Source organism: Phenylobacterium immobile (ATCC 35973), from assembly GCF_001375595.1.
GTDB lineage: Bacteria > Pseudomonadota > Alphaproteobacteria > Caulobacterales > Caulobacteraceae > Phenylobacterium > Phenylobacterium immobile.
Genome location: NZ_CVJQ01000006.1, coordinates 1 through 19,248, shown reverse-complemented (window position 1 = coordinate 19,248; position 19,248 = coordinate 1). Strand labels below are relative to the sequence as shown.

19 protein-coding genes and 1 pseudogene are annotated in these 19,248 nt (G+C 65.1%); 10 read left to right on the top strand and 10 right to left on the bottom strand.

Annotation, left to right across the window (positions count from 1 at the left end; all coding sequences use genetic code 11):
* The 3 genes from BN1313_RS16240 to BN1313_RS16230 form a co-directional block, all read right to left on the bottom strand.
* Complete coding sequence (locus BN1313_RS16240) at positions 1–1,380, bottom strand: aromatic ring-hydroxylating oxygenase subunit alpha (protein ID WP_091743344.1); 1,380 nt, start codon at positions 1,378–1,380, stop codon at positions 1–3.
* Positions 1,381–1,523: 143 nt separating this feature from the next.
* Positions 1,524–2,471, bottom strand: a complete 948-nt coding sequence (locus tag BN1313_RS16235; protein WP_091738546.1) for an SRPBCC family protein — start codon at positions 2,469–2,471, stop codon at positions 1,524–1,526.
* A 120-nt stretch (positions 2,472–2,591) separates the two neighbouring features.
* A complete protein-coding gene (locus tag BN1313_RS16230) occupies positions 2,592–5,549 on the bottom strand; it encodes a Tn3 family transposase (RefSeq protein WP_031286087.1) in 2,958 nt (985 codons plus the stop codon).
* Positions 5,550–5,688: 139 nt separating this feature from the next.
* Between BN1313_RS16230 and BN1313_RS16225 the strand changes: the two genes are divergently transcribed.
* The 5 genes from BN1313_RS16225 (at position 5,689) to BN1313_RS17155 (ending at position 8,411) form a co-directional block, all read left to right on the top strand.
* The gene (locus BN1313_RS16225; protein WP_004213210.1) at positions 5,689–6,240 is read left to right on the top strand and encodes a recombinase family protein; all 552 of its coding nucleotides are present in this window, start codon (positions 5,689–5,691) and stop codon (positions 6,238–6,240) included.
* Positions 6,237–7,022 carry an SDR family NAD(P)-dependent oxidoreductase gene (locus tag BN1313_RS16220; RefSeq protein ID WP_004213209.1) on the top strand — a complete coding sequence of 262 codons (786 nt, stop codon included), beginning with the start codon at positions 6,237–6,239 and terminating at the stop codon, positions 7,020–7,022. Before BN1313_RS16225 ends, BN1313_RS16220 begins: the two co-directional genes overlap by 4 nt.
* 443 nt (positions 7,023–7,465) lie before the next feature.
* Complete coding sequence (tnpB, locus tag BN1313_RS17025; protein ID WP_176696074.1) at positions 7,466–7,753, top strand: IS66 family insertion sequence element accessory protein TnpB; 288 nt, start codon at positions 7,466–7,468, stop codon at positions 7,751–7,753.
* Between the two features lie 93 nt (positions 7,754–7,846).
* Positions 7,847–8,140, top strand: coding sequence for a recombinase family protein (locus BN1313_RS16210; RefSeq protein WP_091743343.1), 294 nt, complete (start codon positions 7,847–7,849; stop codon positions 8,138–8,140).
* Between the two features lies 1 nt (position 8,141).
* Complete coding sequence (locus BN1313_RS17155) at positions 8,142–8,411, top strand: helix-turn-helix domain-containing protein (RefSeq protein ID WP_091743346.1); 270 nt, start codon at positions 8,142–8,144, stop codon at positions 8,409–8,411.
* Here the strand turns inward: BN1313_RS17155 and BN1313_RS16200 are convergent.
* Together BN1313_RS16200 and BN1313_RS16195 are read right to left on the bottom strand one after the other, a co-directional pair.
* Positions 8,404–8,724, bottom strand: a complete 321-nt coding sequence (locus BN1313_RS16200; protein ID WP_091743342.1) for a helix-turn-helix domain-containing protein — start codon at positions 8,722–8,724, stop codon at positions 8,404–8,406. The genes BN1313_RS17155 and BN1313_RS16200 overlap by 8 nt on opposite strands.
* On the bottom strand, positions 8,708–9,088 hold the full coding sequence (locus BN1313_RS16195) for a type II toxin-antitoxin system RelE/ParE family toxin (protein WP_091743345.1): 381 nt from the start codon (positions 9,086–9,088) through the stop codon (positions 8,708–8,710). Before BN1313_RS16195 ends, BN1313_RS16200 begins: the two co-directional genes overlap by 17 nt.
* A gap of 491 nt (positions 9,089–9,579) precedes the next feature.
* On the opposite strand from BN1313_RS16195, the gene BN1313_RS16190 reads away from it, so the two are divergent.
* From BN1313_RS16190 to BN1313_RS16180, 3 genes are all read left to right on the top strand, one after another.
* Positions 9,580–10,107, top strand: a complete 528-nt coding sequence (locus tag BN1313_RS16190) for a SprT-like domain-containing protein (RefSeq protein ID WP_218054416.1) — start codon at positions 9,580–9,582, stop codon at positions 10,105–10,107.
* Between the two features lie 74 nt (positions 10,108–10,181).
* Complete coding sequence (locus tag BN1313_RS16185) at positions 10,182–10,817, top strand: ParA family protein (protein WP_091743341.1); 636 nt, start codon at positions 10,182–10,184, stop codon at positions 10,815–10,817.
* Positions 10,817–11,101 (top strand): ribbon-helix-helix domain-containing protein, encoded by a 285-nt coding sequence (locus BN1313_RS16180; RefSeq protein WP_091743340.1) that lies wholly within the window; start codon positions 10,817–10,819, stop codon positions 11,099–11,101. The genes BN1313_RS16185 and BN1313_RS16180 overlap by 1 nt, the downstream gene beginning before the upstream one ends.
* 68 nt (positions 11,102–11,169) lie before the next feature.
* Here BN1313_RS16180 and BN1313_RS16175 read toward each other — a convergent pair whose 3' ends face one another.
* From BN1313_RS16175 to traD, 5 genes and pseudogenes are all read right to left on the bottom strand, one after another.
* Positions 11,170–12,084, bottom strand: coding sequence for a replication initiation protein (locus BN1313_RS16175; protein WP_218054415.1), 915 nt, complete (start codon positions 12,082–12,084; stop codon positions 11,170–11,172).
* 773 nt (positions 12,085–12,857) lie between these two features.
* Positions 12,858–13,163: a type IV secretory system conjugative DNA transfer family protein gene (locus BN1313_RS17020; RefSeq protein ID WP_281176490.1), complete on the bottom strand. Its 306-nt coding sequence runs from the start codon at positions 13,161–13,163 to the stop codon at positions 12,858–12,860.
* Positions 13,097–14,381, bottom strand: a pseudogene (locus tag BN1313_RS16170) (type IV secretory system conjugative DNA transfer family protein). Before BN1313_RS16170 ends, BN1313_RS17020 begins: the two are co-directional and overlap by 67 nt.
* A 62-nt stretch (positions 14,382–14,443) precedes the next feature.
* A complete protein-coding gene (locus BN1313_RS16165; protein ID WP_091743338.1) occupies positions 14,444–14,662 on the bottom strand; it encodes a conjugal transfer protein TraD in 219 nt (72 codons plus the stop codon).
* Between the two features lie 37 nt (positions 14,663–14,699).
* Positions 14,700–15,020: a conjugal transfer protein TraD gene (gene traD / locus BN1313_RS16160; RefSeq protein WP_091743337.1), complete on the bottom strand. Its 321-nt coding sequence runs from the start codon at positions 15,018–15,020 to the stop codon at positions 14,700–14,702.
* A gap of 163 nt (positions 15,021–15,183) precedes the next feature.
* Between traD and traA the strand changes: the two genes are divergently transcribed.
* A complete protein-coding gene (gene traA / locus BN1313_RS16155) occupies positions 15,184–18,120 on the top strand; it encodes a Ti-type conjugative transfer relaxase TraA (RefSeq protein WP_091743336.1) in 2,937 nt (978 codons plus the stop codon).
* 9 nt (positions 18,121–18,129) lie between these two features.
* Positions 18,130–18,768: a DUF6118 family protein gene (locus BN1313_RS16150; protein WP_091743335.1), complete on the top strand. Its 639-nt coding sequence runs from the start codon at positions 18,130–18,132 to the stop codon at positions 18,766–18,768.
* Positions 18,769–19,248: the final 480 nt, after the last annotated feature.

Sequence of the window (19,248 nt, the reverse complement as noted above, 5' to 3'; positions counted from 1 at the left end):
CTAGATGAGGTCGCCGGCTTTCGGCGGGGCGGAGTGGGTCTGCTTCAGCTGAGCCCAGCTATCGGCGTCCATCCACTCCGCCCAAGCGCGGTAGGTCCACAGCTGGGGATGCTCGTTGATCGAGGTGTCGATGTAGGACACGCCCTCGTTCACCGTCACCGGGGTTTGGCCCATGCCCATCTGGAAGTTCAGCGGATAGCGCTGGGCGATCACGCCGCGCATGGCGCGGGTCGACTGATCCCAATTCTCGCCATCGTCCTGCTCGAGCAGGCCGGCCGGGCCGAATAGATGGTTCGCGTCGTGGATGATGACCTTGCGGCGCTCCTCCGAGACTTCCTTCGGCACGAAGGTGAACCACCAGATTTCGCAGGTGCTGGGACCACGGGGCAGCCGCAGCGCCAGCTGGCAGCCCGTCATCCATAGGTTCGGGAAGATGTTCGGGTGGCCGGCGGTGTCGATGCCGACTTCACCCAGGACTTCCTGGGCCTTGGGCAATTCGCGGAAGCGGTCGTCGTAGAGGAGGATCTCGACCTTGTCGCCAAGCTTGGCGCGGGCTTCACGTTCGATCTTCGTCAGACGCGGGCCGCCAATGGCGTGGCCATAGGCCCCCAGGACCGCGCGTTGCAGTGTCCGCGCGCCGCCGGCACCGATGTCGGCGATCCGGGCCAGCTCCTGGTCCTCAGGCGACAGCTTCTCGAGCTGCGGCCGGAAGCCGGATATGAAGGCCGAGGCGTGACTGATCTGCGAATGATACCAATCGAAGAGGTTGTCAACGGCGAGCTTCCAGTTGCAGCCGATCAGGTTCTTCTGGACGCCGCCGACCAGTTCAAGGTTGCCCTTTTCAGCCAGCAGGTCCATGCCCATTCGGCCGACGGGACCGAGGTATTCCTCCAGGTCCGGGGCTTCGGGATCCATGGTCGCAAAGACGAAGCCCTTGTAGCTGGCGACCTTGCCGGCCTTCACCAAGCCCCACTGCGACTTGTCCAGTTGCTCGTGGTAGAAGTCTTTGTAGCCGGGCACGCCGATCAGGCTGCCGTCGAGGCCATAGGTCCAGCCGTGATAGGTGCAGAGGAACGAGCGGGCATTGCCCTCTTCCGCGCGGCACACCGCGTTGCCGCGGTGGCGGCAGCTGTTCAGCAGGACCTGCAGCTCGCCCTTCTTGTCACGCGTGGCGATGACGCTCTCTTCGCCAATGAAGCTCAGGAAGAAGTCGCCGGCTTTCGGGATCTGCGTCTCGTGGCACATGAAGTTCCACGCGCGGGCGAAAATGCGCTCCAGCTCCACCTCGTAGATCGCTTGGTCGGCGAAGATCGACCGATCCACCTGGCCGGTGTTCTCGTCGACCATGGTGCGGAATGGGCCCTGTGTGTCGTAAAGCATTGTTGTCCTCCAAACGTGGGAGGCGCCTGCTCACAGATGCGGGCCTCACCTTGTGTGATGAAGCTAACACAAGGTGGAGGTAAGTAAAGATTGCTTGCTAAAGCAATCCTGGGACCCGCGCTGGCGGGCCCCAGGTTGCGGTATCAGCGCGCCGAGGCGGCTTCAGGCGGACGCGTATGGTCCTTACGAAGCGCCGCCCAGCTGTCGGCGTCCATCCATTCCGACCACGCTTGATAGGTCCAAAGCTGCGCGTGCTCGTTGATGTTTGTGTCAACAAAGCTCACGCCACCCTGATTCTTCACCTCGCCGCCACCAACGTTCATGCCGAAGTGCAGAGGATAGCGGCGCGCGATCGGGCCCTTCATGGCCCGGGTCGATTGATCCCAGTTCTCGCCGTCGTCCTGTTCGAGCAGGCCCGCGGCGCCGAAAACGTGGATCGCGCGATCAACGAGGTCAGCGCGGACTTCAGGCGTCGCTTCTTTCGGGACGAAGGTGAACCACCAGATCTCGCAGCTGCTAGGGCCACGCGGCAAACGCAGAGAAACCTGGTTGCCGTTCGTCAGCCACATGTTCGGGAAGATATTCGGGTGGCCGGTGACATCGATGCCAATCTCGCCGAGCTGGGCTGCGGCTTCCGGCTTGTCGCGGAACTTCTCAACTTCAAGCTGGGACAGCTTACCGTCCAGTTCGCGACGGACGTCGCGAATTTCCTGTGTCAGGCGCGGGCCGCCGATCGCGTGACCGTAAGCGCCGAAGACCACCCGGTGGTGCGGACGGGCGACGCCGGTGACGACGCCGGCCTTGCGAGCCTTTTCCAGTTCTTCCGGCGTCAGGTTCTCGATCTGCCGTCGGAAGCCGGACATGGCCGCCGAGGCGTGGCTGATCTGCGGGTGATAGAAGTCGAACAGGTTGTCGACCGCCAGCTTCCAGTTGCAGCCGATCAGGTTTTTCTGGATGCCGCCGACGACCTCGAGGTCGCCTTTCTCAGCCATGATGTCGATGGCCATGCGGCCGACTTCACCGAGGTATTCTTCCAGGTCCGGCGCTTCCGGATCCATGGTCGCAAAGACGAAGCCGCGATAGCTGCCCACCTTGCCGGCCTTAACCAGGCCCCATTGGCTCTTGTCCAGTTGCTCGTGGTAAAAGTCCTTGTAGGGGTGACTACACGAAAGTGACGTATCTGCACGGAAAGGGCGAACGGATAGCGAACGTCACGCGGCAAGTAGGGAGTTGACGGCGCGCAGCGGTCGCAAGGCGTCCGGATCGGGTTGATCTTCAACATTCCAGCTATAGTCACCGGTCAGCGAGATATGCTCCCAGCCCAATGGCGCGATGTGGCGTGCGATTTCGTCGGCTGTGCCGATGTCCGCCAGCGCCATTTCGAGATAGCGAGTGTTCCACAAGATGATGGCGGCGACGAGCAGGTTGAGGCCGGAGGCGCGATAGGTCTGGTTCTCGAACCGACGATCGCGCAGTTCGCCGAGCTGGTTGAAGAAGAGCGCGCGGGCGAGCGCGTTGCGGGCTTCGCCTTTGTTGAGGCCCGCCTGGGTGCGCCGGCGCAGGTCGATGTCGCGCAGCCAGTCGAGCATGAAAATGGAGCGTTCGAGGCGGCCCAGCTCGCGTAGTGCGAGGGCCAGTCCGTTCTGTCGCGGATAGGCGGACAAGCGGCGCAGCATTGCCGAAGCAGTGACGGTGCCGGTGCGGATCGACGTGGCGAACCGCAGCAGTTCGTCCCAATGCGCCGCGACATGACCCAATGCGATCGGTTCGGCCGTCATGCCGGCAAGCAAGGGGCCGGATTCTTGGCCGGGAAGGAGGTGTAAACGACGCTCCTTGATGTCGCGCAGGCGCGGCGCGAAGCGGTAGCCGAAGAAGGGCATGAGGCCGAACACATGGTCCGATGCCCCGCCCGTATCGGTGTAGTGCTCCTCGATCGTCAGGCCGGTCTGGTGATACAGCAAGCCATCCAGCACATAGGGCGCTTCGCCAGCGGTCGCCGCGATCACCCGACTTGCGAAGGGGTCATATCGATCCGAGACATGGGTGTAGAAGGCAACGCCTGGTTCGTTGCCGCTGCGCGCGTTGATGTCGCCGATCGCGGCCCCACGGCCCCCGGCATGAAATTGCTGTCCGTCGCTCGACGAAGTGGTGCCGTCTCCCCACAGCGCGGCGAGCGGCATGGCGCGATGGGCGTCGATCAGCCTTCCCAACGCTTCGCCATAGGCGGCTTCGCTGATGTGCCAGTCGTGAAGATGGGCGAGCTGACGCAGACTTGCGCCCCGGCAGGTTTCCGCCATGCGTGTGAGGCCGAGATTGATGCCATCGGCGAGGATGACCGTGAGCAGCGCATTGCGATCGTCGGCTTCCCGGCCCGAACGACGATGGATGAAGCATTCGCTGAACCCGGTCCAGGCATCGACCTCCAGCAGAAGATCGGTGATCTTCACGCGCGGCAGTCGATCATAGGCGGCGCGACGGGCAATCTCGGTGGCGGGCGGTGTTGCCGCCTTCAGCGGCGAGATGATGAGACCGTTTTCGTCAAGCTTAACCTGGGGCAGCTCCCCTTGCCGTGCAAGGACCGTTACCTGCTCGATCGCCGTGTCGAGCCTGGTGCGCCGTTCCTCGATATGGCGCTCGAAATCCGTTTCGATGGCGAGCGGCAACGGCCCCTTCTCGCGCAGCGCCGCAAAGGTCGCCGGCGGTATGAGATAGCTGTCGAAATCGCGAAACTGCCGGCTTCCCGCGACCCATATATCCCCGGCTCGCAACCGCTCGCGTAGTTGCGACAAGGCGCATAGTTCATAAGCGGCACGATCAACGATGCCATCCCGCAGGACGAACGGGCGCCATGCGGGCGGCACAAAGCGTAGCGGCACGCGATCAGGCAAGCGCCGTTTGCCGGTCCGATATAGCTCCGCGATGATGGCCAGCGCTGACAGGAGCCCCTGAACCGCGCCGGCGCCGCGAAACTCGAAGGCGTTGAGAAAAGCGCCGACAAAGAGCTTCACCGTCCGATGCCGCTCGATCAATTCGGCGGTGCGATCGACGGTTTCCGGTCGCCCGAGCACTTCGGCCTGCTCGACGGCCACGGCGAAGTGCTGCCAGTCCAGCGCCTCGATCTGCGCCAGAGAATCCACGCCCTTGCTGCGCGCGTCGATGAGGAGGCGGCAAGACCCCGTGAGCGTCCGGAGGTGGCCTTGCAACTCGCGCACCGTCTTGAGGGCTTTGTCGCGGGTCCGGTTCTCGGCGCGGCGCGCCATGCTGCCCAACAGCTTGTCGAACATCGTCAGGGTGGCGTCGGTCAGGCTTTCCTCAAGCCGGATGCCGGTTGCCGCCAGCGTCGCATGGCGGCGCAGGGCATTGAGTTCGCCAAGGTGCTGGGGTGTGATGCGGCTGCCTTCGTCCGCCAGCCTGTCAAAAGTCAAAGCCGGGATCATGTCGGCACGGGCGCGATCGAGGCCCAGCGCGCGGATATAGGCGAGCCGTTCGATCAGGCGCAGGATGTTGCGCGCTGCCGGCGATTGTGGCGCATTGCGCATCCAGGATAGCCATGTCGCGACCTGCCCCGGTCGTCGGGCCAGCAAATCGTCCAGGCCCTGAAGGGTGTCAGGCAGCAGGCCATTCGTGAGCACTTCATAGGTAAGCTGTTCGGCTTGCTGGCGCGCCCGCCGCAGCACCGCTTCGAGAATCGACGGAGAAGGCAGGAGGATCTGCAGGCGCCGGAGTTCATCGACGATGACGTCTGCCATCTGGCCGGGGTGTATGATGGTCTGCGCGATTGGGACCGAGAAGGCGACAACTTCACGGAAAGCGTTGCGGTCAAAAATCCTGAACCCGTGCGATCGTCGGATTTCGACGAGATGCTCGCGACGGGTCTGGTCCCGATGGGCATAATCCGCGAAGGCTGCCGGCGCGACGCCGAGTTGCTGCGCCACATAGGCGAGCACAGGAGCGGGCGGGACTTCGCCCGCTTCCAGCGCACGGCCAGGCCATCTCATATATAGCATGAGCATCGCATAGCCGAGCCGGGTGGCATCGCCGCGACGGCGGCCGACAATTTCCAGGTCGTCGCTGGTCAGCGTATAATGACGCGCGATCTCGCGCTCATCGAGCGGCGCGCCATAATGCCTCGCCCAGATTTCCAGGCTCACCAGTCGCCGTCTCGCCAAGCATCATCTCCTTCGCTTTGCGTGTCCGTCAGACGGTCCTCTGGCGGCCAACAGGAATATGTCCGTTAACTCTGGACCTGTAACGGCGATTCGGACAAGATCGCATAATGACGGGAAAACGGACAGGATCGGGCATCATGTGGCGCTGATCGGCTATGCGCGCGTCTCGACCGCAGACCAGAAGCTGTCGCTCCAGCTTGACGCGCTGAACACTGCCGGGTGCGACCGTATATTCGACGATCACGCATCCGGGGCAAAAGCCGATCGGCCTGGCCTAACCGAAGCGCTCGCCTATTTGCGCCCCGGCGACACGCTGGTGGTCTGGAAACTCGACCGCCTCGGCCGCTCGATGAGCCACCTGATCGAGAAGGTCGGCGAGCTTGCGGCGCGCGGCATCGGGTTCCGCTCACTCACCGAGAATATCGACACCACCACTTCGGGCGGCATGCTGGTGTTCAACATCTTCGGCTCGCTGGCCCAATTCGAGCGTGACCTGATCCGTGAACGCACTCATGCCGGCCTCAAGGCCGCACGCGAGCGGGGCAACAAGGGTGGTCGCCGGCCTGTCGTTACCCCCGACAAACTACGTAAAGCGCGGGCGCATATCGCAGCGGGCCTCACTGTTCGTGAGGCGGCGGCCCGGCTCAAGATCGGCAAAACCGCCCTATACAAGGCTCTGGAAAACGCGTGAAACCGCTGGCGATCAAGAACTCGTGGGTGCTGGTCACAGGGGCTTCGACCGGTTTGGGCAGAGCGTCCGCCCTCCGCTTGGCGGCATCGTACCAGGCCAAGCCCCTGATTGTTGGACGAAGGCTCGACAACTTGCGGGAGCTACAGACCGAAATTGACGAGCGGTTCAATGTGCCGTGCGAGATTATAGTGGCTGATCAACGTGAAATCGAGGGCAGGGAGAAAATCGCGGCTAAGGTTGCAGAATTGCAAGTAACAGCCGCTTTGTTGGTTGCCGGAATGACGAGCGTTGGTTCATTTGATGCAGGCCGTGCCGACACTTATGCCGAGGTAATTGAAACAAACATACTCGGTTTCACGGATTTGCTGGCTCGCCTGATTGCGATTTTCAGGGAGCAGCCGTTTGAATCCTCAGTAATCGCCGTGTCGAGCCTGGCGGGCGAAACATCCGTGCCCTTCCAAGCGGTCTACGGCGCGTCGAAAGCCTATGTGAGCACCCTCATGCGAGCGCTTTCCGTGGAGCTTGCCGGGACGGGAGTGAGTGTTGGATCTTTTGCACCCGGTGGAATCGACACAGACATGGCTGCCCTCAGCGATTTGAAGTGGGGGAGGTTGGGTTTGATGGACGTTGACCGGTGCGCGGCCCATGCAGTCCACGCTCTGGTTTATCGGCAATCCTTCGCCATACCGGGGATGGGCAACCAGCTCACATATTTGGCGAGCAGGGTTCTACCTCGATCGTTGGTCAATCGGATTGCCGCCCTCCCATATCGGCGCCCGTAGGGCGGCACCACATAAAAGGGGCAGGAAAGCCTGCGAATAGCATCTGCTGGCATCGTACCGGATTTGTTCGCCCTTAGCGTGCAGATACGTCACTTTCGTGTAGTCACCCCTTCTCGGCGAACTTCGGAACTTCGGGTCGTTGCAGAGTTTGAAGGCGCGCGTGCGATGGGGCCGCAAGCCGTGCGCCTTCCGTAAGCGGCGCCGTGAGGCGCACCTACCGGGTCTGAAGCGAAGCGGTGAGAATGGCGATCTCGACGAGGGACGAGATCCGCACATGTCTACGTTTGACCATACGCACGACCCTAGGCCGATTGTGGTGCGGCGGCTGGAGGTGATCACGGGCGTTGGCGGACGTCGGAAGTGGTCGGCGGACGCGAAGGCGGAGATCATGCTGGGGGCGTTGGCGCCCGGGACCACGCCGGCATGATCTGAGGCCGCAGCAGGTGTTCGGCTGGCTGCGGGGGGCGCGGATCCCTACTCGGGGGTCGTCTACGTCTTCCGGGCGAAGCGACAGGATCAAGCTTCTGTACTGGGATGGGTCGGGCCTGGTGCTCTACGCCAAGCGACTGGAGCAAGGCGGCTTCCGCTGGCCGCAGATCATCGACGGCGTCATGCGTCTGACCGCGGTGCAGCTCCAGGCGCTCGTCGCCGGAAGGGAGTGGACGCGGGTGATGTCGCCGCGGCGGACGCGGACGCCGCGGGGAGGTATCCTGATCGCTGCGGCGAGATGACTCAGGGCGCACTTAGGGGTGCCTCAAAGCCCTACCTTTCTTCCGCCCTCCCCTGCCCCAACCAAATCAGCTACTTATGTGGGCCGAAAGGTGATGGAAGAAATGCGCTACGGCTACGCCCGGGTTTCCAGCGAGGAACAGAGCCTCGCCCGCCAGCGGTCACAGCTTTCCGCGGCCGGCTGCGACCAGCTCGTGGAGGAGGTCCAAAGCGGCGTGAAGGCGCGCCATCGCCTCGATCGGCTTCTGGCCGGCCTGGACGCCGGCGACGAGCTGGTGGTTACCGAGCTGGACCGGCTGGGCCGCAGCACGGGCGAGGCGGTCCTCTTGATGGACGACCTGATCCGGCGCGGGGTGGTGCTACGGGTGCTCGCCCTCCCCTTCCCTTGACATCACCACCAACGACGGCCGGCTGATCGCCGACATCCTGGCCAGCCTGGCCGCGCACGAGCGCCGGCGGACCCGCGAGCGCCAGCGCCAGGGCATCGTCGCGGCCAAGGCCGCCGGCCGCCATCTCGGTCGGCCGCCAAAGCTGAACGGCCAGCAGATCGCCGAGGCGCGCGCCCGGCTCGCCGGCGACGAGCCGGTGCGTGTGGTCGCGCGGGCCTATGGGGTTAGCGACAAGACCCTCAGGGCGACGCTGGCGCGGGGCGCTAGATGAGGACTTGCAGGCCGTGTTTTTGCACGACTGACAGGAGCTTTCGCAGTGGGGGGCTGGGCCGCTTGGCGCCCGATTCCCACTTCTCGACCGTGCTTTCGCTCGTGTTGAGGTAGCGGGCGAACACGCGCTGGCTGACATTGTTGGCTTCGCGGAGATGCTTGATTTCGGCGGGCGCTATTTCGCTGGGGACCAAATGCCGGGCGTCAAAGTCCGCCATGGTTGTTTTGTCGATCGCCCCGACCTTATAAAGCGCTGCCGCAGACGAGTGAATCGCCTCGGACATGTCACTTTTAAACTTACGTTTCGTCGCCATTACATATCTCCGTCAGGTCTTTGTCCTCTAGGAGTTGAGCGACCTGTTTTTCGCTCAACGTGGCATATTTCTTTGCAAGGGTTCTGAAGTCGGCCAGGTCCTCATAGTCGATGTTGGCTTGGTCCTTTTTCGCGAACAGGAATTGGTAAATCCAATATCGACCGCCCTTCGCGAGAATGATGCTCCGGTGCATGTTTTTGTTCAGGCGCTTCTTGAATACTCCGCCACCAAGATCGTCAGCCTGGCCCTTCCTGACTTCCTCGATCGCTTCGCAAAGTTCGTCGTCTTTGATGCGTGCCTTGCGCGCCGCCTTGGTGAACCAGGCGGTTTTGAAGGCCCGCGCGGTTTCCTCAGCATCGGTCATGGCATACATGTAGTACTGGGTACGACAGGCATCAAGTGCGGCGCCTGACCTTGGGCGCGTCCCCAAGGGGACCGCGCTCTATCTCCGCTGCGCTCCGACCGAGCCGCCTTTGGCGTCTCGTCCCTGTCGGGTGACGATCGCTCGCGCGGGCGGGCCAGGGCCCGCATGAAGCCGCCGGCGTCGCCGGCGAAGATCTCCGTCAGAAGGGGAAAGGGGCGCGCCGCCCCCTCTCCCCGCAACGGCAATAGGCCGGGCCGTGGCTCGGCTGCGCCTGCGTCCGCACCACCCCGGCCGATTCCCGCTGCCCCCCTCGCTCCCGGCTGTTCGCCACGAGGGCAGGGCCGATGGCCGAGGCCATCGCCCTGCGGCGATGTGAAGGGAGACAGTGAGATGATCCACGATAACCGGGAAAGCTGGCTGAATGGGGTGGCGGCGGGTATGGCGCGCCGCTGTTCGAGGCGCTGGGCGCGCCCCTGCCCGACCGGGTGCGGGTGGCCATCGGCTTCACCAGCGCCGGCCGCAGGAGCCGGGCCATCGGCGAATGTTGGGACAACCGGCGCAGCGCGGACGGGCACTTTGAGATCTTCATCCGGCCGGACCTGGCCCATGCGCCGGACGCCATGCCGGCGCAGATCGCCGCGATCCTGGCGCACGAGCTGGTCCATGCCGCCGTGGGCATCGAGGCGGGGCATGGGAAGCCGTTTAAACGCATCGCGTTTGGGCTCGGGCTGGTCGGGCCGATGCGCGCCACCGCGCCCGGCGCCGCGTTCCTGGCAGCGGTCGCCCCCATCCTCGCAGCGGCGGGTCCCCACCCCCACGCCCGCCTCGACACCGGCGGGCTGACGACCGCGCCCCGGAAGCAGGCGGTGCGGATGCTTAAGTGCGAATGTCAGGCGTGCGGCTACACCGTCAGGACCGCGCGCAAATGGCTGGAGACGGCCGGGGCGCCGCTCTGCCCGATCCCAGGTCACGGGGCGATGCGCCACGAGCCACTTGATGAGGACGAGCCCGAGGGGTGAGCGCGTGCGAAGGCCCTTCCCTTCCGCATCATCTGTGTATACACGTATAGTCCTATACCCGTAGGGAGTGTAGCATGAAGGTTCTCGCCATCCTGTCGCAGAAGGGCGGAGTCGGTAAGACCACACTGGCGACGTGCCTGGCTGTGGCGGCCGAGCAGGCCGGCAAAGAGGTTGCGATCATCGACCTCGACCCGCAGGCAACCGCTTCCTTCTGGAAGGACGTGCGCCAGCTCGACACGCCCGCCGTCGCCTCGATCCAGCCCGTGCGGTTGCCGGCGATGCTGAAGGCCTGCGCGGACGCCGGCACCGACCTGGTGGTGATCGACGGCGCGGCCGTGGCGCGCGACGTGACCTTCGAGGCGGCGCGCCATGCCGACTTCATCCTGATCCCGACCAAGACCGCCGTGTTCGACACCATGAGCATGACGCACACGCTGGAGGTCGTGCGGCAGCTCGACCGCGCCTTTGCCGTGGTGCTCACCTTCGTGCCGCCCCAGGGCCAGGAGACGGGCGACGCGATGAAGGCGGTGGAGGAGCTGGGCGGGGCCGTCTGTCCGGTGACGGTCGGCAACCGCAAAGCCTTTTTCCGAGCCCAGGCCGCAGGCCAGGCGGTGCAGGAGTTCGAGCCGCATGGCCCTGCGGCGGACGAGATCAGGCGGCTATACGAGTATACAGCTATACGGCTATACGATCACATGGAGGTCGCGTGATGGCAAAGGGCAATGCGCTTCAGGCCGTTCTCGACCGCGCCAAGGTTGGCGGCGAGCCCGCACCCGCGCCGGCGTCGCCGGCCGAGGCCCCACCCGCCAGGGGGACGCAGGGGGGCCGGCAAGGGACCAAGCTGATCGGCGGTCACTTCCCCCCCGAGATCAGCACCCAACTCCGCATCCTCGCGGCGGAGGAGGAGACGACGGTTCAACGTCTGTTGGCCGAGGCGCTGGACGATCTATTCGTCAAGAAGGGGCGCAACCGCGTCGGTCGCGGAGTGGTATAAGCGTATACAAATATACGCCTATACGGTTCGGTGATCGACGGCCAAAAGGTGAGTTTTGGGGTAGGGGCTCACCGTTCGTCGGCCGGTTGGCCGAAATCCACCAAGACCGGCATTTCCAGGGATTCGCCTCGCAGCTTGGCGCGCCGGACCACGCTGTGCTGATCGATCAGGATTTGCGCATCACGTTTGCCGGTGGAGGTTTTCGGGAACCAATGCAGCGCCACCCGTTCGACCTTTCGCCCCTTCTTGATGGGCGTGAAGTCAACAAAGAAAGGGCAGAGCTTGTTGATTTCGTCCTTGGCGGCTTTTAGGCAGTATTTGTTGAAATCCGCGAACCGCTCCAGCTTCCCTTCGGGCACGTTGAGGAGGGCGCGAAGCTCCTCAACCGTGAATTCCTCCGTCTGCTTGTATTCTAGGCCTATGCGGCGCTCGATCATCTCGTAGAGGCAGAGGGTGTATTTCGACTCGAAGCAATACATCACCTGCGTCTTGAGGCGGGCATAGACCTCGCTGTTCCGCAGGATTTCGATCAGCTCCTCGGGGATGCGGTATTGAAGGAAGCCGTCCTTCTCCAGGCTCTCGTCGCTCGGGCCGAGGAGCTGGACGCGGCGCTTGTAGCTCTTGCCGGCCTTGCGGATGGTGACGATAGCGATCGTGCCCATCAGCCGCAGCAGTGAGCTTTCCACCCGCTCATTGCCCTGATGCGTGCCCTTCAGGGCCGTTTTCGAGATGCGATGGATGATGGGCTCGCCGATCCGCTCCCAGGCGTTGGCGATCAGCAGGTTGAAGATGCGGCGGTCTGCGAGGGTGAGGGGGCTAAGCTCGACAATGTCCACCAGCTCGCCAGGCTTGACGATCTCGCCGTAGTTGGCCGGATCGAACGGGTTGCCGCGCCCCTTCTGATCCAAGGTCCGAATAGCGAGATCGACTACGGCACCTTTCGACATCGGCACGTCCAATGGTGAGTAGGGATAGATTCGCAATCACCCTAACGGCGAATTGTGAGTTGGGCAAATCCGCTAGCTCCCCGCTGATCGGGGAGCGGCTACCCCAAAACTCACCGTCGAGAAGGCACCCACCCCAAAGCTCACGCGACTCGGCCCCAACACTCACTTTTACCGACCCCAACACTCACCGTAGGCTACCCCAAAGCTCACGCGACTCGGCCCCAACACTCACTTTTCGACCTGATTCGCTTTTACAGTTCAGCGGGTTACGGCCCTTGAATCTTGAATCTAAGAAGAATTTTAGAATCTGAACCGGAATGGTGAGTTTTGGGGTAGGCCGGCCTGTGGATAACCTGGGCGGCAAGGCCGTAAAGCCCGAGGAATAGAAGAAAGCGCCGCCTCTTGGGGACTTTCGCCCCCGCCGGCTCGCGGCCTTCGGCTGCCCCGGCCCGCTTCGCGGTCCTCCCCACCCGGCATCCCCCATCAAAATGAGTCGGCCTAGTCGGCCGACAAGCTATTCGAAGGGAAAGACCGGCAAAAACCTCCAAAATCGGAGCCCAGTCCAGCCGTCGCATGGCTTTTCGAGAAAAGCGTGCGGAGGCGTTGTGAGAAATTCCGGCCGACGTCGCCGGCAGATAAGCCGCCAGGGCTCGATTCCGGGCCGTGGAGCGGTAAATCGGGCAGCGAAGGGGAATGTCGGTGGCGGGGAGCGATCCGCCGTCAGGCGGAGGCCTGAACGGTGAGGTAATACCCCGTTCCCGGCGGGGGCTGACCTAGCGTGTATACGCCTATACAGGCCATCGCGCCGTTTAAACGCTCGCCGCGGTGAACAGGCCCCGGAACTCCGGCCCATCGTAATATCTGACCTTCGCGGCGATGGCGGGGGCGGCGCCCTGGCGCAGAAGAATCTCCAAGCTGGAATCCAGCCGCATGATCTCGTCCGGCGTCATCAGTTCGCGCCGCGAGAGGTGGGCCGTGGTCGAGGTGGATTTGGTCTCGAACAGCTGCATTCCGCCGCGCGAGGTGCTGGTTCCCGTCGTTTGATAGGTCATGGTGGTGGCGCCGATCGGCTTCGACACCCAGCTCGCGGTTTCCACGTCGGCGACGTTGAAGATTGCACCAGGCCCGCGTTGGAGACGAAGGTTCCGGCCCGTTCGCCGTAGGTGCTCCAGAGCTGGTGCATGTCCTGGAGGATCGGCCAGAGCTGGAGGCCGTAACCGGCCATCAGGCCGAAGGCCCGTTCGACGGGTTCGAGGCGGCCGAGGGCGGCGAACTCATCGAGCAGGAATAGGACCGGGGCCGCCGGCCGGGCAGGAGTGCGGGCCAGGTCGTGGATGGCTTGGGCCACCATCAGGCGCAGCCAGCGAGAATAGGCATCCAGGCGCTCTGGCGGCAGGACCAGGAAGACCGTCGCCTTGGTCCTTCAGATCGGCGAAGCGGAAATCCGAGCTGGCCATGGTCCAGTTGATCCGGACGCTATCGAGAAAATGGGTGTGGCGCTGGGCGGAGGAGAGGACGCCGGCCGCCTCGCGTTCGCTCTTGCCGAGGTGACGACTGGCGGCGCGGCGGACCAGGCCGCCGGCGCTGGTGGTCTTCTGCATGATCTCCAGCATCACCCGGAATTCTTGCGGACTTGCGGTCAGCAGCTCGCGCACGGTGGAGAGCGTGCGGACCTCCGGCCCTTCATTGCACACGACATAGAGGATCAGGCCGCCGATCAGCGCCTTCGCCTCCTCGTTCCAGTGCGCCTCGCCGACCTGGCCCGGAGGATCATGGACCAAGGCGTCGGCCAGCAAAGCGGCGTCTTCCGCCAGGTCTGGGCTGTCGGGATCGAGGCCGGCGAGGGGATTGAAAGCGGCCGAGGGCTGGCCGGAGATGCCGAAGGGATCGAGCACATGGACCTGGCCGAAGCGCGCCCGGGCGCGCGCGGTGATGCGGGCGTTCTCGCCCTTCGGGTCGATGCAGAGGACCGAGCGATTGGCGGTCAAGAGGTTGGGGATGATGGCGCCCACCCCCTTGCCCGAGCCGGTTGGGGCGATGGTCAGGAGGTGCGCCTGGCCGGCATATCGGAGGAGCTGGCCGCCGCGCCGGTTCTCGCGGCCGACGATCAGGCCGGCGGCCGAGCCCAGGCTGCGGCGAACTTCCTCGGCGCTGGCGAAATAGGCCGAGCCGTGGACGCCGCCGCGCGCGGCGGGAAGAGCGAACCGGGCGTTGAACCATCCGAGGCCGCTGACGGCCCCGACGACGCCGGCGGCAATCGGGAGGAGCGACTCGAAGGTCTTATCCAGATGCGTCACGGCGGCGACCGGGATCAGCAGCAGGCGGCCGACCATGAAGCCGATGAGGTAGCCGCCGACGACATAGGCGATGAGGGCGACGAGCCGCGGGAGGACCCTCATTTGGCGGCGACCGTTTCGGCCTCGAACGCGCGCAGACCCCGCCGCCGGAACACCTCCCGCACAGCCGCGCCGCCGTCACCCTGGAGCCTATCGGCCAGCTCCAGAAGTCCGCCCAGGATCGTGGCGCGGTCGTCGTCGGTGAGGTCGACCAGGCCGGCCTTTTGGACAAGGCCTCCCAGCTCGATCAGGTGGCGGGTTCGCTCCCGGCGCTGCATCACCCATTCCCTCGTGTCGGTCCTGGCCCGCGCCGCATCAGTGCGCCGGATTGCCGCCGCCGCTCGACCCAGCGCCGCCCCCGTCGCCTGACTTCTGAGCTGCAACGCCCGAGCGGCCCTTGCGTCCCCGGCGTTGAAAGAAGGCCGCGCCCTCGGAGCGCCACGCCTCCTTTTGCTCGGCCGATTTTGCGGCGTTCAGCGCCGCCAGCAGCGCCCCCGCCAACGTCTCCAGATCGAGCGCATCAGCCCCCGTGACCGTGACCAGCTCACCAAGCTGCAACACTCGCCTGGCTTTGAGGCCTTTAGCTTTGTTCGCTAGGGCCTTCAGCTCGGCGTCAATATCTCGGGGTTTGCGCATGGGCCGGGCTCCTGATTACGCAACGGTTCAATCCTTCAGCCCAAGTGAATCATTGTCGGCACGCAGAGTCCATCACAAAAAGCCGTCAGGATTTGAGTGCGCGCTTATACGTCGTGCCGACGTATGCTTGAAAATGACGCCCGGCTGAGGCAGGTTGGCGACGATGGCCATCTACCATTTCAGCGCCAAGGTGATCAGCCGCGCCAACGGGTCCAGCGCCGTGGCGGCGGCGGCCTATCGCTCCGCGTCGCGGCTAGAGGACGAGCGGCTTGGACGCGGCCACGACTTCACCAACAAGGCCGGCGTTGTGCATTCGGAGGTCTTGGCGCCGGAGGGCTCGCCGGAGCGCTGGCAGGACCGCGAGACGCTGTGGAACGAGGTCGAGGCGCTGGAGAAGCGCAAGGACGCCCAGCTCGCCCGAGAGATCGAGTTCGCTATTCCCCGAGAAATGAGCCAGGCGCAGGGCGTGGAGCTGGCGCGGGATTTTGTGCAGACCGAGTTCGTCGATCGGGGGATGGTCGCGGACCTCAATGTGCACTGGGACGTGGGACCGGACGGCCTGGCCAAGCCGCACGCCCACGTCATGCTGTCGATGCGCGAGGTCACTCGTGACGGAGCCGGCCCCGAAGGCTTCGGGAAGAAGGTCCGGGAGTGGAATAGCGCCGAGCTTCTGAGCGACTGGCGCGAGCGCTGGGCTGGCCACGTCAACGAGCGGCTCGCGGAGCTGGGGATCGACGCCCAGGTGGATCACCGGTCGCTGGCGGCGCAGGGCATCGAGCTTGAGCCGCAGCACAAGATCGGGCCGGCCGGGATGCGCCGGGAGGGGCGGGGAGAGGATGCGGAGCGAGCCCTGGAGCATCGCGAGATCGCCCGGCGCAACGGCGAGAAGATCATCGCCGAGCCGGGCGTGGCGCTGGACGCCATCACCCGGCAGCAGAGCACGTTCACGGATCACGACCTGGCCCGCTTCGTTCACCGTCACACGGATGATCCGGACCAGTTCACCGAGGCCTTGAGCGCGGTGAAGACCTCGCCCGAGCTGGTGGCCCTCGGCCAGGACGGGCGGGGACGGGACCGCTACACCACGCGCGAGATGCTGGAGACGGAGGCGCGGCTGGAGCGCTCCGCCGGTGAGCTCGCCGATCGGCGCGGCCATGGTGTGTCGCCGGCGGCCAGAGGGGATGCGCTGGCCGCCGGCGAGCGTCGCGGCTTGCGTCTGGGGGGAGAGCAGCGCGACGCCCTGGAGCATATCACGGGCGGCCAGGATTTATCGATGGTCGTGGGCTACGCCGGCAGCGGCAAGAGCGCCATGCTGGGGGTGGCGCGTGAGGCGTGGGAAGCCGGGGGCTATCAGGTGCGCGGCGCCGCGCTGTCCGGTATCGCGGCGGAGAGCCTGGAGGCGGGCTCGAGTATTCCCTCGCGGACGATCGCCAGCCTCGAGCACGGGTGGACGCAGGGCCGGGACGCGCTGACCGCGCGCGACGTGCTGGTGATCGACGAGGCCGGCATGATCGGCTCGCGGCAGATGGAGCGAGTACTGTCGGCGGCTGATGCGGCCGGCGCGAAGGTGGTGCTGGTGGGCGACGCCGAGCAGCTCCAGGCGATCGAGGCCGGCGCGGCGTTCCGGGCGCTGACCGAACGGCATGGCGCGGCCGAGATCACGGAGATCCGCCGCCAGCGCCAGGATTGGCAGCGAGAGGCGACGCGGGAGCTGGCCACGGGGCGCACAGGGGCCGCCCTGGACCGTTACGAGGCCGCCGGCATGGTCAGGGGCCACGAAACCCGGGAGGCGGCCCGCAGCGCCCTCGTGGACGGCTGGGATGCTGCGCGCCAGGCCAAGCCGGAAGCCAGCCAGGTGATGCTCGCCCATACCCGCGCCGACGTGGCGGAGCTGAACCAGCTCGCGCGCGGCCGGATGCGTGACGCCGGCGCATTGGGCGAGGACCACGTGATCCAGACCGAGCGCGGCGAACGGACGTTCGCGGCCGGTGACCAGATCATGTTCCTGCGCAACGAGCGGTCTCTGGGCGTGAAGAACGGCACGCTGGGAACCGTGGAGCGGATCGACGGTCCCTCCCTTACGGTGCGCCTTGATGGCGCCGATCGGCGGGAAGTCCGGTTCGACCTAAAGGACTACGCCCAGATCGACCACGGCTATGCGTCCACCATCCATAAGAGCCAGGGCGTGACCGTGGACCACGGCCACCTGTTGGCCAGCGACGGCCTGGACCGTCATGCCGCCTATGTGGGGATGAGCCGGCACCGGGAGACGTTGGCGGTCCACTACGGGGCCGACGATTTCAAGGATCGGGACCAGCTGGTCCGCACGCTCGGCCGGGAGCGGGCGAAGGATACGACGCTCGACTATGGGAAGGCCTTCGCCGAGCGGCGCGGCCTTGTTCGGTCGGAGATCCTCGTCGAACGGGGACCGACTCCCGTCGGCCGCGCGCCCAAGCGGAGCATGTTCGACGGCCTGAAACTTGGTCGCGGCGGCGGACCCGCCGCTGGGATTACCGAGGCGGCCGAGCGGGCGGCGCCAGGGCCTGACGCGGCCCTGCAGCGGGGTGTCACCCGCTATACGGCGGCATGGACCGACGCGGAGCGGATGGGCGAGCAGGGCTTGCCGATCATGCCCCACCAAAGGGTGGAGATGCAGAAGGCCCGCGAGGGCCTGGAGGGCGTGTCCCGCGAGGCGACGGCGGACCTGCGCTCCGCCCTGTCGCGCAATCCCGGCCTGGCCCGCCAGGGCGCCACGCCCGAGGGCATGAAGGCCGTACAGCGCGCCATGGCCACGGAACGGACGGTGCGCCTGGACCCCGCCGCCCGCGCCGAGCGGTTCGTGGAGGACTGGCGCGAGCTACAGGCGAAGCGGGCCGAGCTTGGCGTCGGCTACCAGACCGCCGCCGCCCGCAAGGCCATCGAGGGCCGCATGAAGGCGATGGCCGATGGTCTTGGGCGCGATGCCCAGGTGGAATCCATTCTTCGCGGCAAGAAGCTGGAGTTGGGGCTTGGGAAGGTCCGCGACATGCCCGGCGTCAGCATGGGTGACGCCTTGGTTCGATCCCTGACCCTTGGGCGTTCCATAGGGCTCGGACGGTAGCGAGTTCCTATGGACGAGGATCACGAGGCTTTAGGCGCCGATCCGGCGGCGGCGTTCGAGGCGCTCCGCGCCGAGGTGGCGGAGCTCAGGGCGAGCGTGGAGCAAGGCTGTGACGGGCCGGACTACGCCCCGACGCTCGGCAAGATCGCCGCCACGCTGGCCGGGATCGAGGCCCATCCGGCCCTCACCTTGACGCCTGAGGCGTTCGCTTCCCAGGTGCGCCAAGCGCGCGAGGCGGCGCAGCAGCAAGGCGGCCAGGCGTTGGGGGCCGTCCTTCAGCGCGTGGACGCGGCGACGGCCGAGTTGGAACGCCTTGCCGAGCGCCAGCGCACCGGGCGCGAGCAAGTGCGCCAGGTCGCGATCATGACTACCGTGGGCGCGGTCTTTGGCGTTGTGGTCTGGGTGGGATTCTCGGGGCCGATCGCTCGCGCCCTGCCTGCGGGCTGGAGCGTGCCGGAGCGGATGGCCGCCGCCACGCTGAGGCTAAACCGCTGGGAGGCTGGGGCGCGGCTGATGCAGAACGCCAACCCGCACGGCTGGGCGCAGTTGGTTGAGGCCTCCCGAGCGCTGGATCGGAATCGGGAGTCCGGCGGCGCACAGGCGCCAAATGCCAAAAGTGGCCGGCGCTCCAAAGGTTATTCCCGATAAACAGCCGTGGATGTCGCGGAACATACAATTAACAAGCGAATGTGTTTCGGAATATCGGTGTTGGTATTCACCTAATACCGGAGCAACGCCATGTCCGATAACGCCCTCGTCGTTTTCACCAACAAGAGCCGCGAACGCATCCCGCTGAAGGCGGTGCATCGGACTGGGTCGTCGTGCCCGGCACCGTGAAGAAAGCTAGAGTACGTTGTTTGTGCTCGCAATTCAAAAGGTGTTCGAGCAGGGCCGAAATGGCAGATCGGCCCTGAAGCTCACGGCTCTGCTTTCTCGTCGTTCGCGTCAGCAGTGTCGATTTCACCTATCACGCCAACGGCGGTGACAGGTATCTCCGGTTCGCTCAGCCGCTCAGCCGCCCTGGCTGAGTGGCGCAAGCCTTAGTTCCATCCGATCGGAGACAATTAGCGTTAAACAGACAGCATCGAGATCGGAGGACTCTGAAATCAACCGCGGCGTCGATCTAGA

What these genes read in the sequence shown, in the direction of transcription:
- BN1313_RS16150 (WP_091743335.1), top strand. Translation starts at nt 18,130, where the DNA reads ATGGACGAGGATCACGAGGCTTTAGGCGCCGATCCGGCGGCGGCGTTC.
- BN1313_RS16195 (WP_091743345.1), bottom strand. Translation starts at nt 9,088, where the DNA reads ATGACCGATGCTGAGGAAACCGCGCGGGCCTTCAAAACCGCCTGGTTC.
- traD (WP_091743337.1), bottom strand. Translation starts at nt 15,020, where the DNA reads ATGCGCAAACCCCGAGATATTGACGCCGAGCTGAAGGCCCTAGCGAAC.
- traA (WP_091743336.1), top strand. Translation starts at nt 15,184, where the DNA reads ATGGCCATCTACCATTTCAGCGCCAAGGTGATCAGCCGCGCCAACGGG.
- BN1313_RS16165 (WP_091743338.1), bottom strand. Translation starts at nt 14,662, where the DNA reads ATGCAGCGCCGGGAGCGAACCCGCCACCTGATCGAGCTGGGAGGCCTT.
- BN1313_RS16200 (WP_091743342.1), bottom strand. Translation starts at nt 8,724, where the DNA reads ATGGCGACGAAACGTAAGTTTAAAAGTGACATGTCCGAGGCGATTCAC.
- BN1313_RS16185 (WP_091743341.1), top strand. Translation starts at nt 10,182, where the DNA reads ATGAAGGTTCTCGCCATCCTGTCGCAGAAGGGCGGAGTCGGTAAGACC.
- BN1313_RS16210 (WP_091743343.1), top strand. Translation starts at nt 7,847, where the DNA reads ATGGAAGAAATGCGCTACGGCTACGCCCGGGTTTCCAGCGAGGAACAG.
- BN1313_RS16180 (WP_091743340.1), top strand. Translation starts at nt 10,817, where the DNA reads ATGGCAAAGGGCAATGCGCTTCAGGCCGTTCTCGACCGCGCCAAGGTT.
- BN1313_RS16240 (WP_091743344.1), bottom strand. Translation starts at nt 1,380, where the DNA reads ATGCTTTACGACACACAGGGCCCATTCCGCACCATGGTCGACGAGAAC.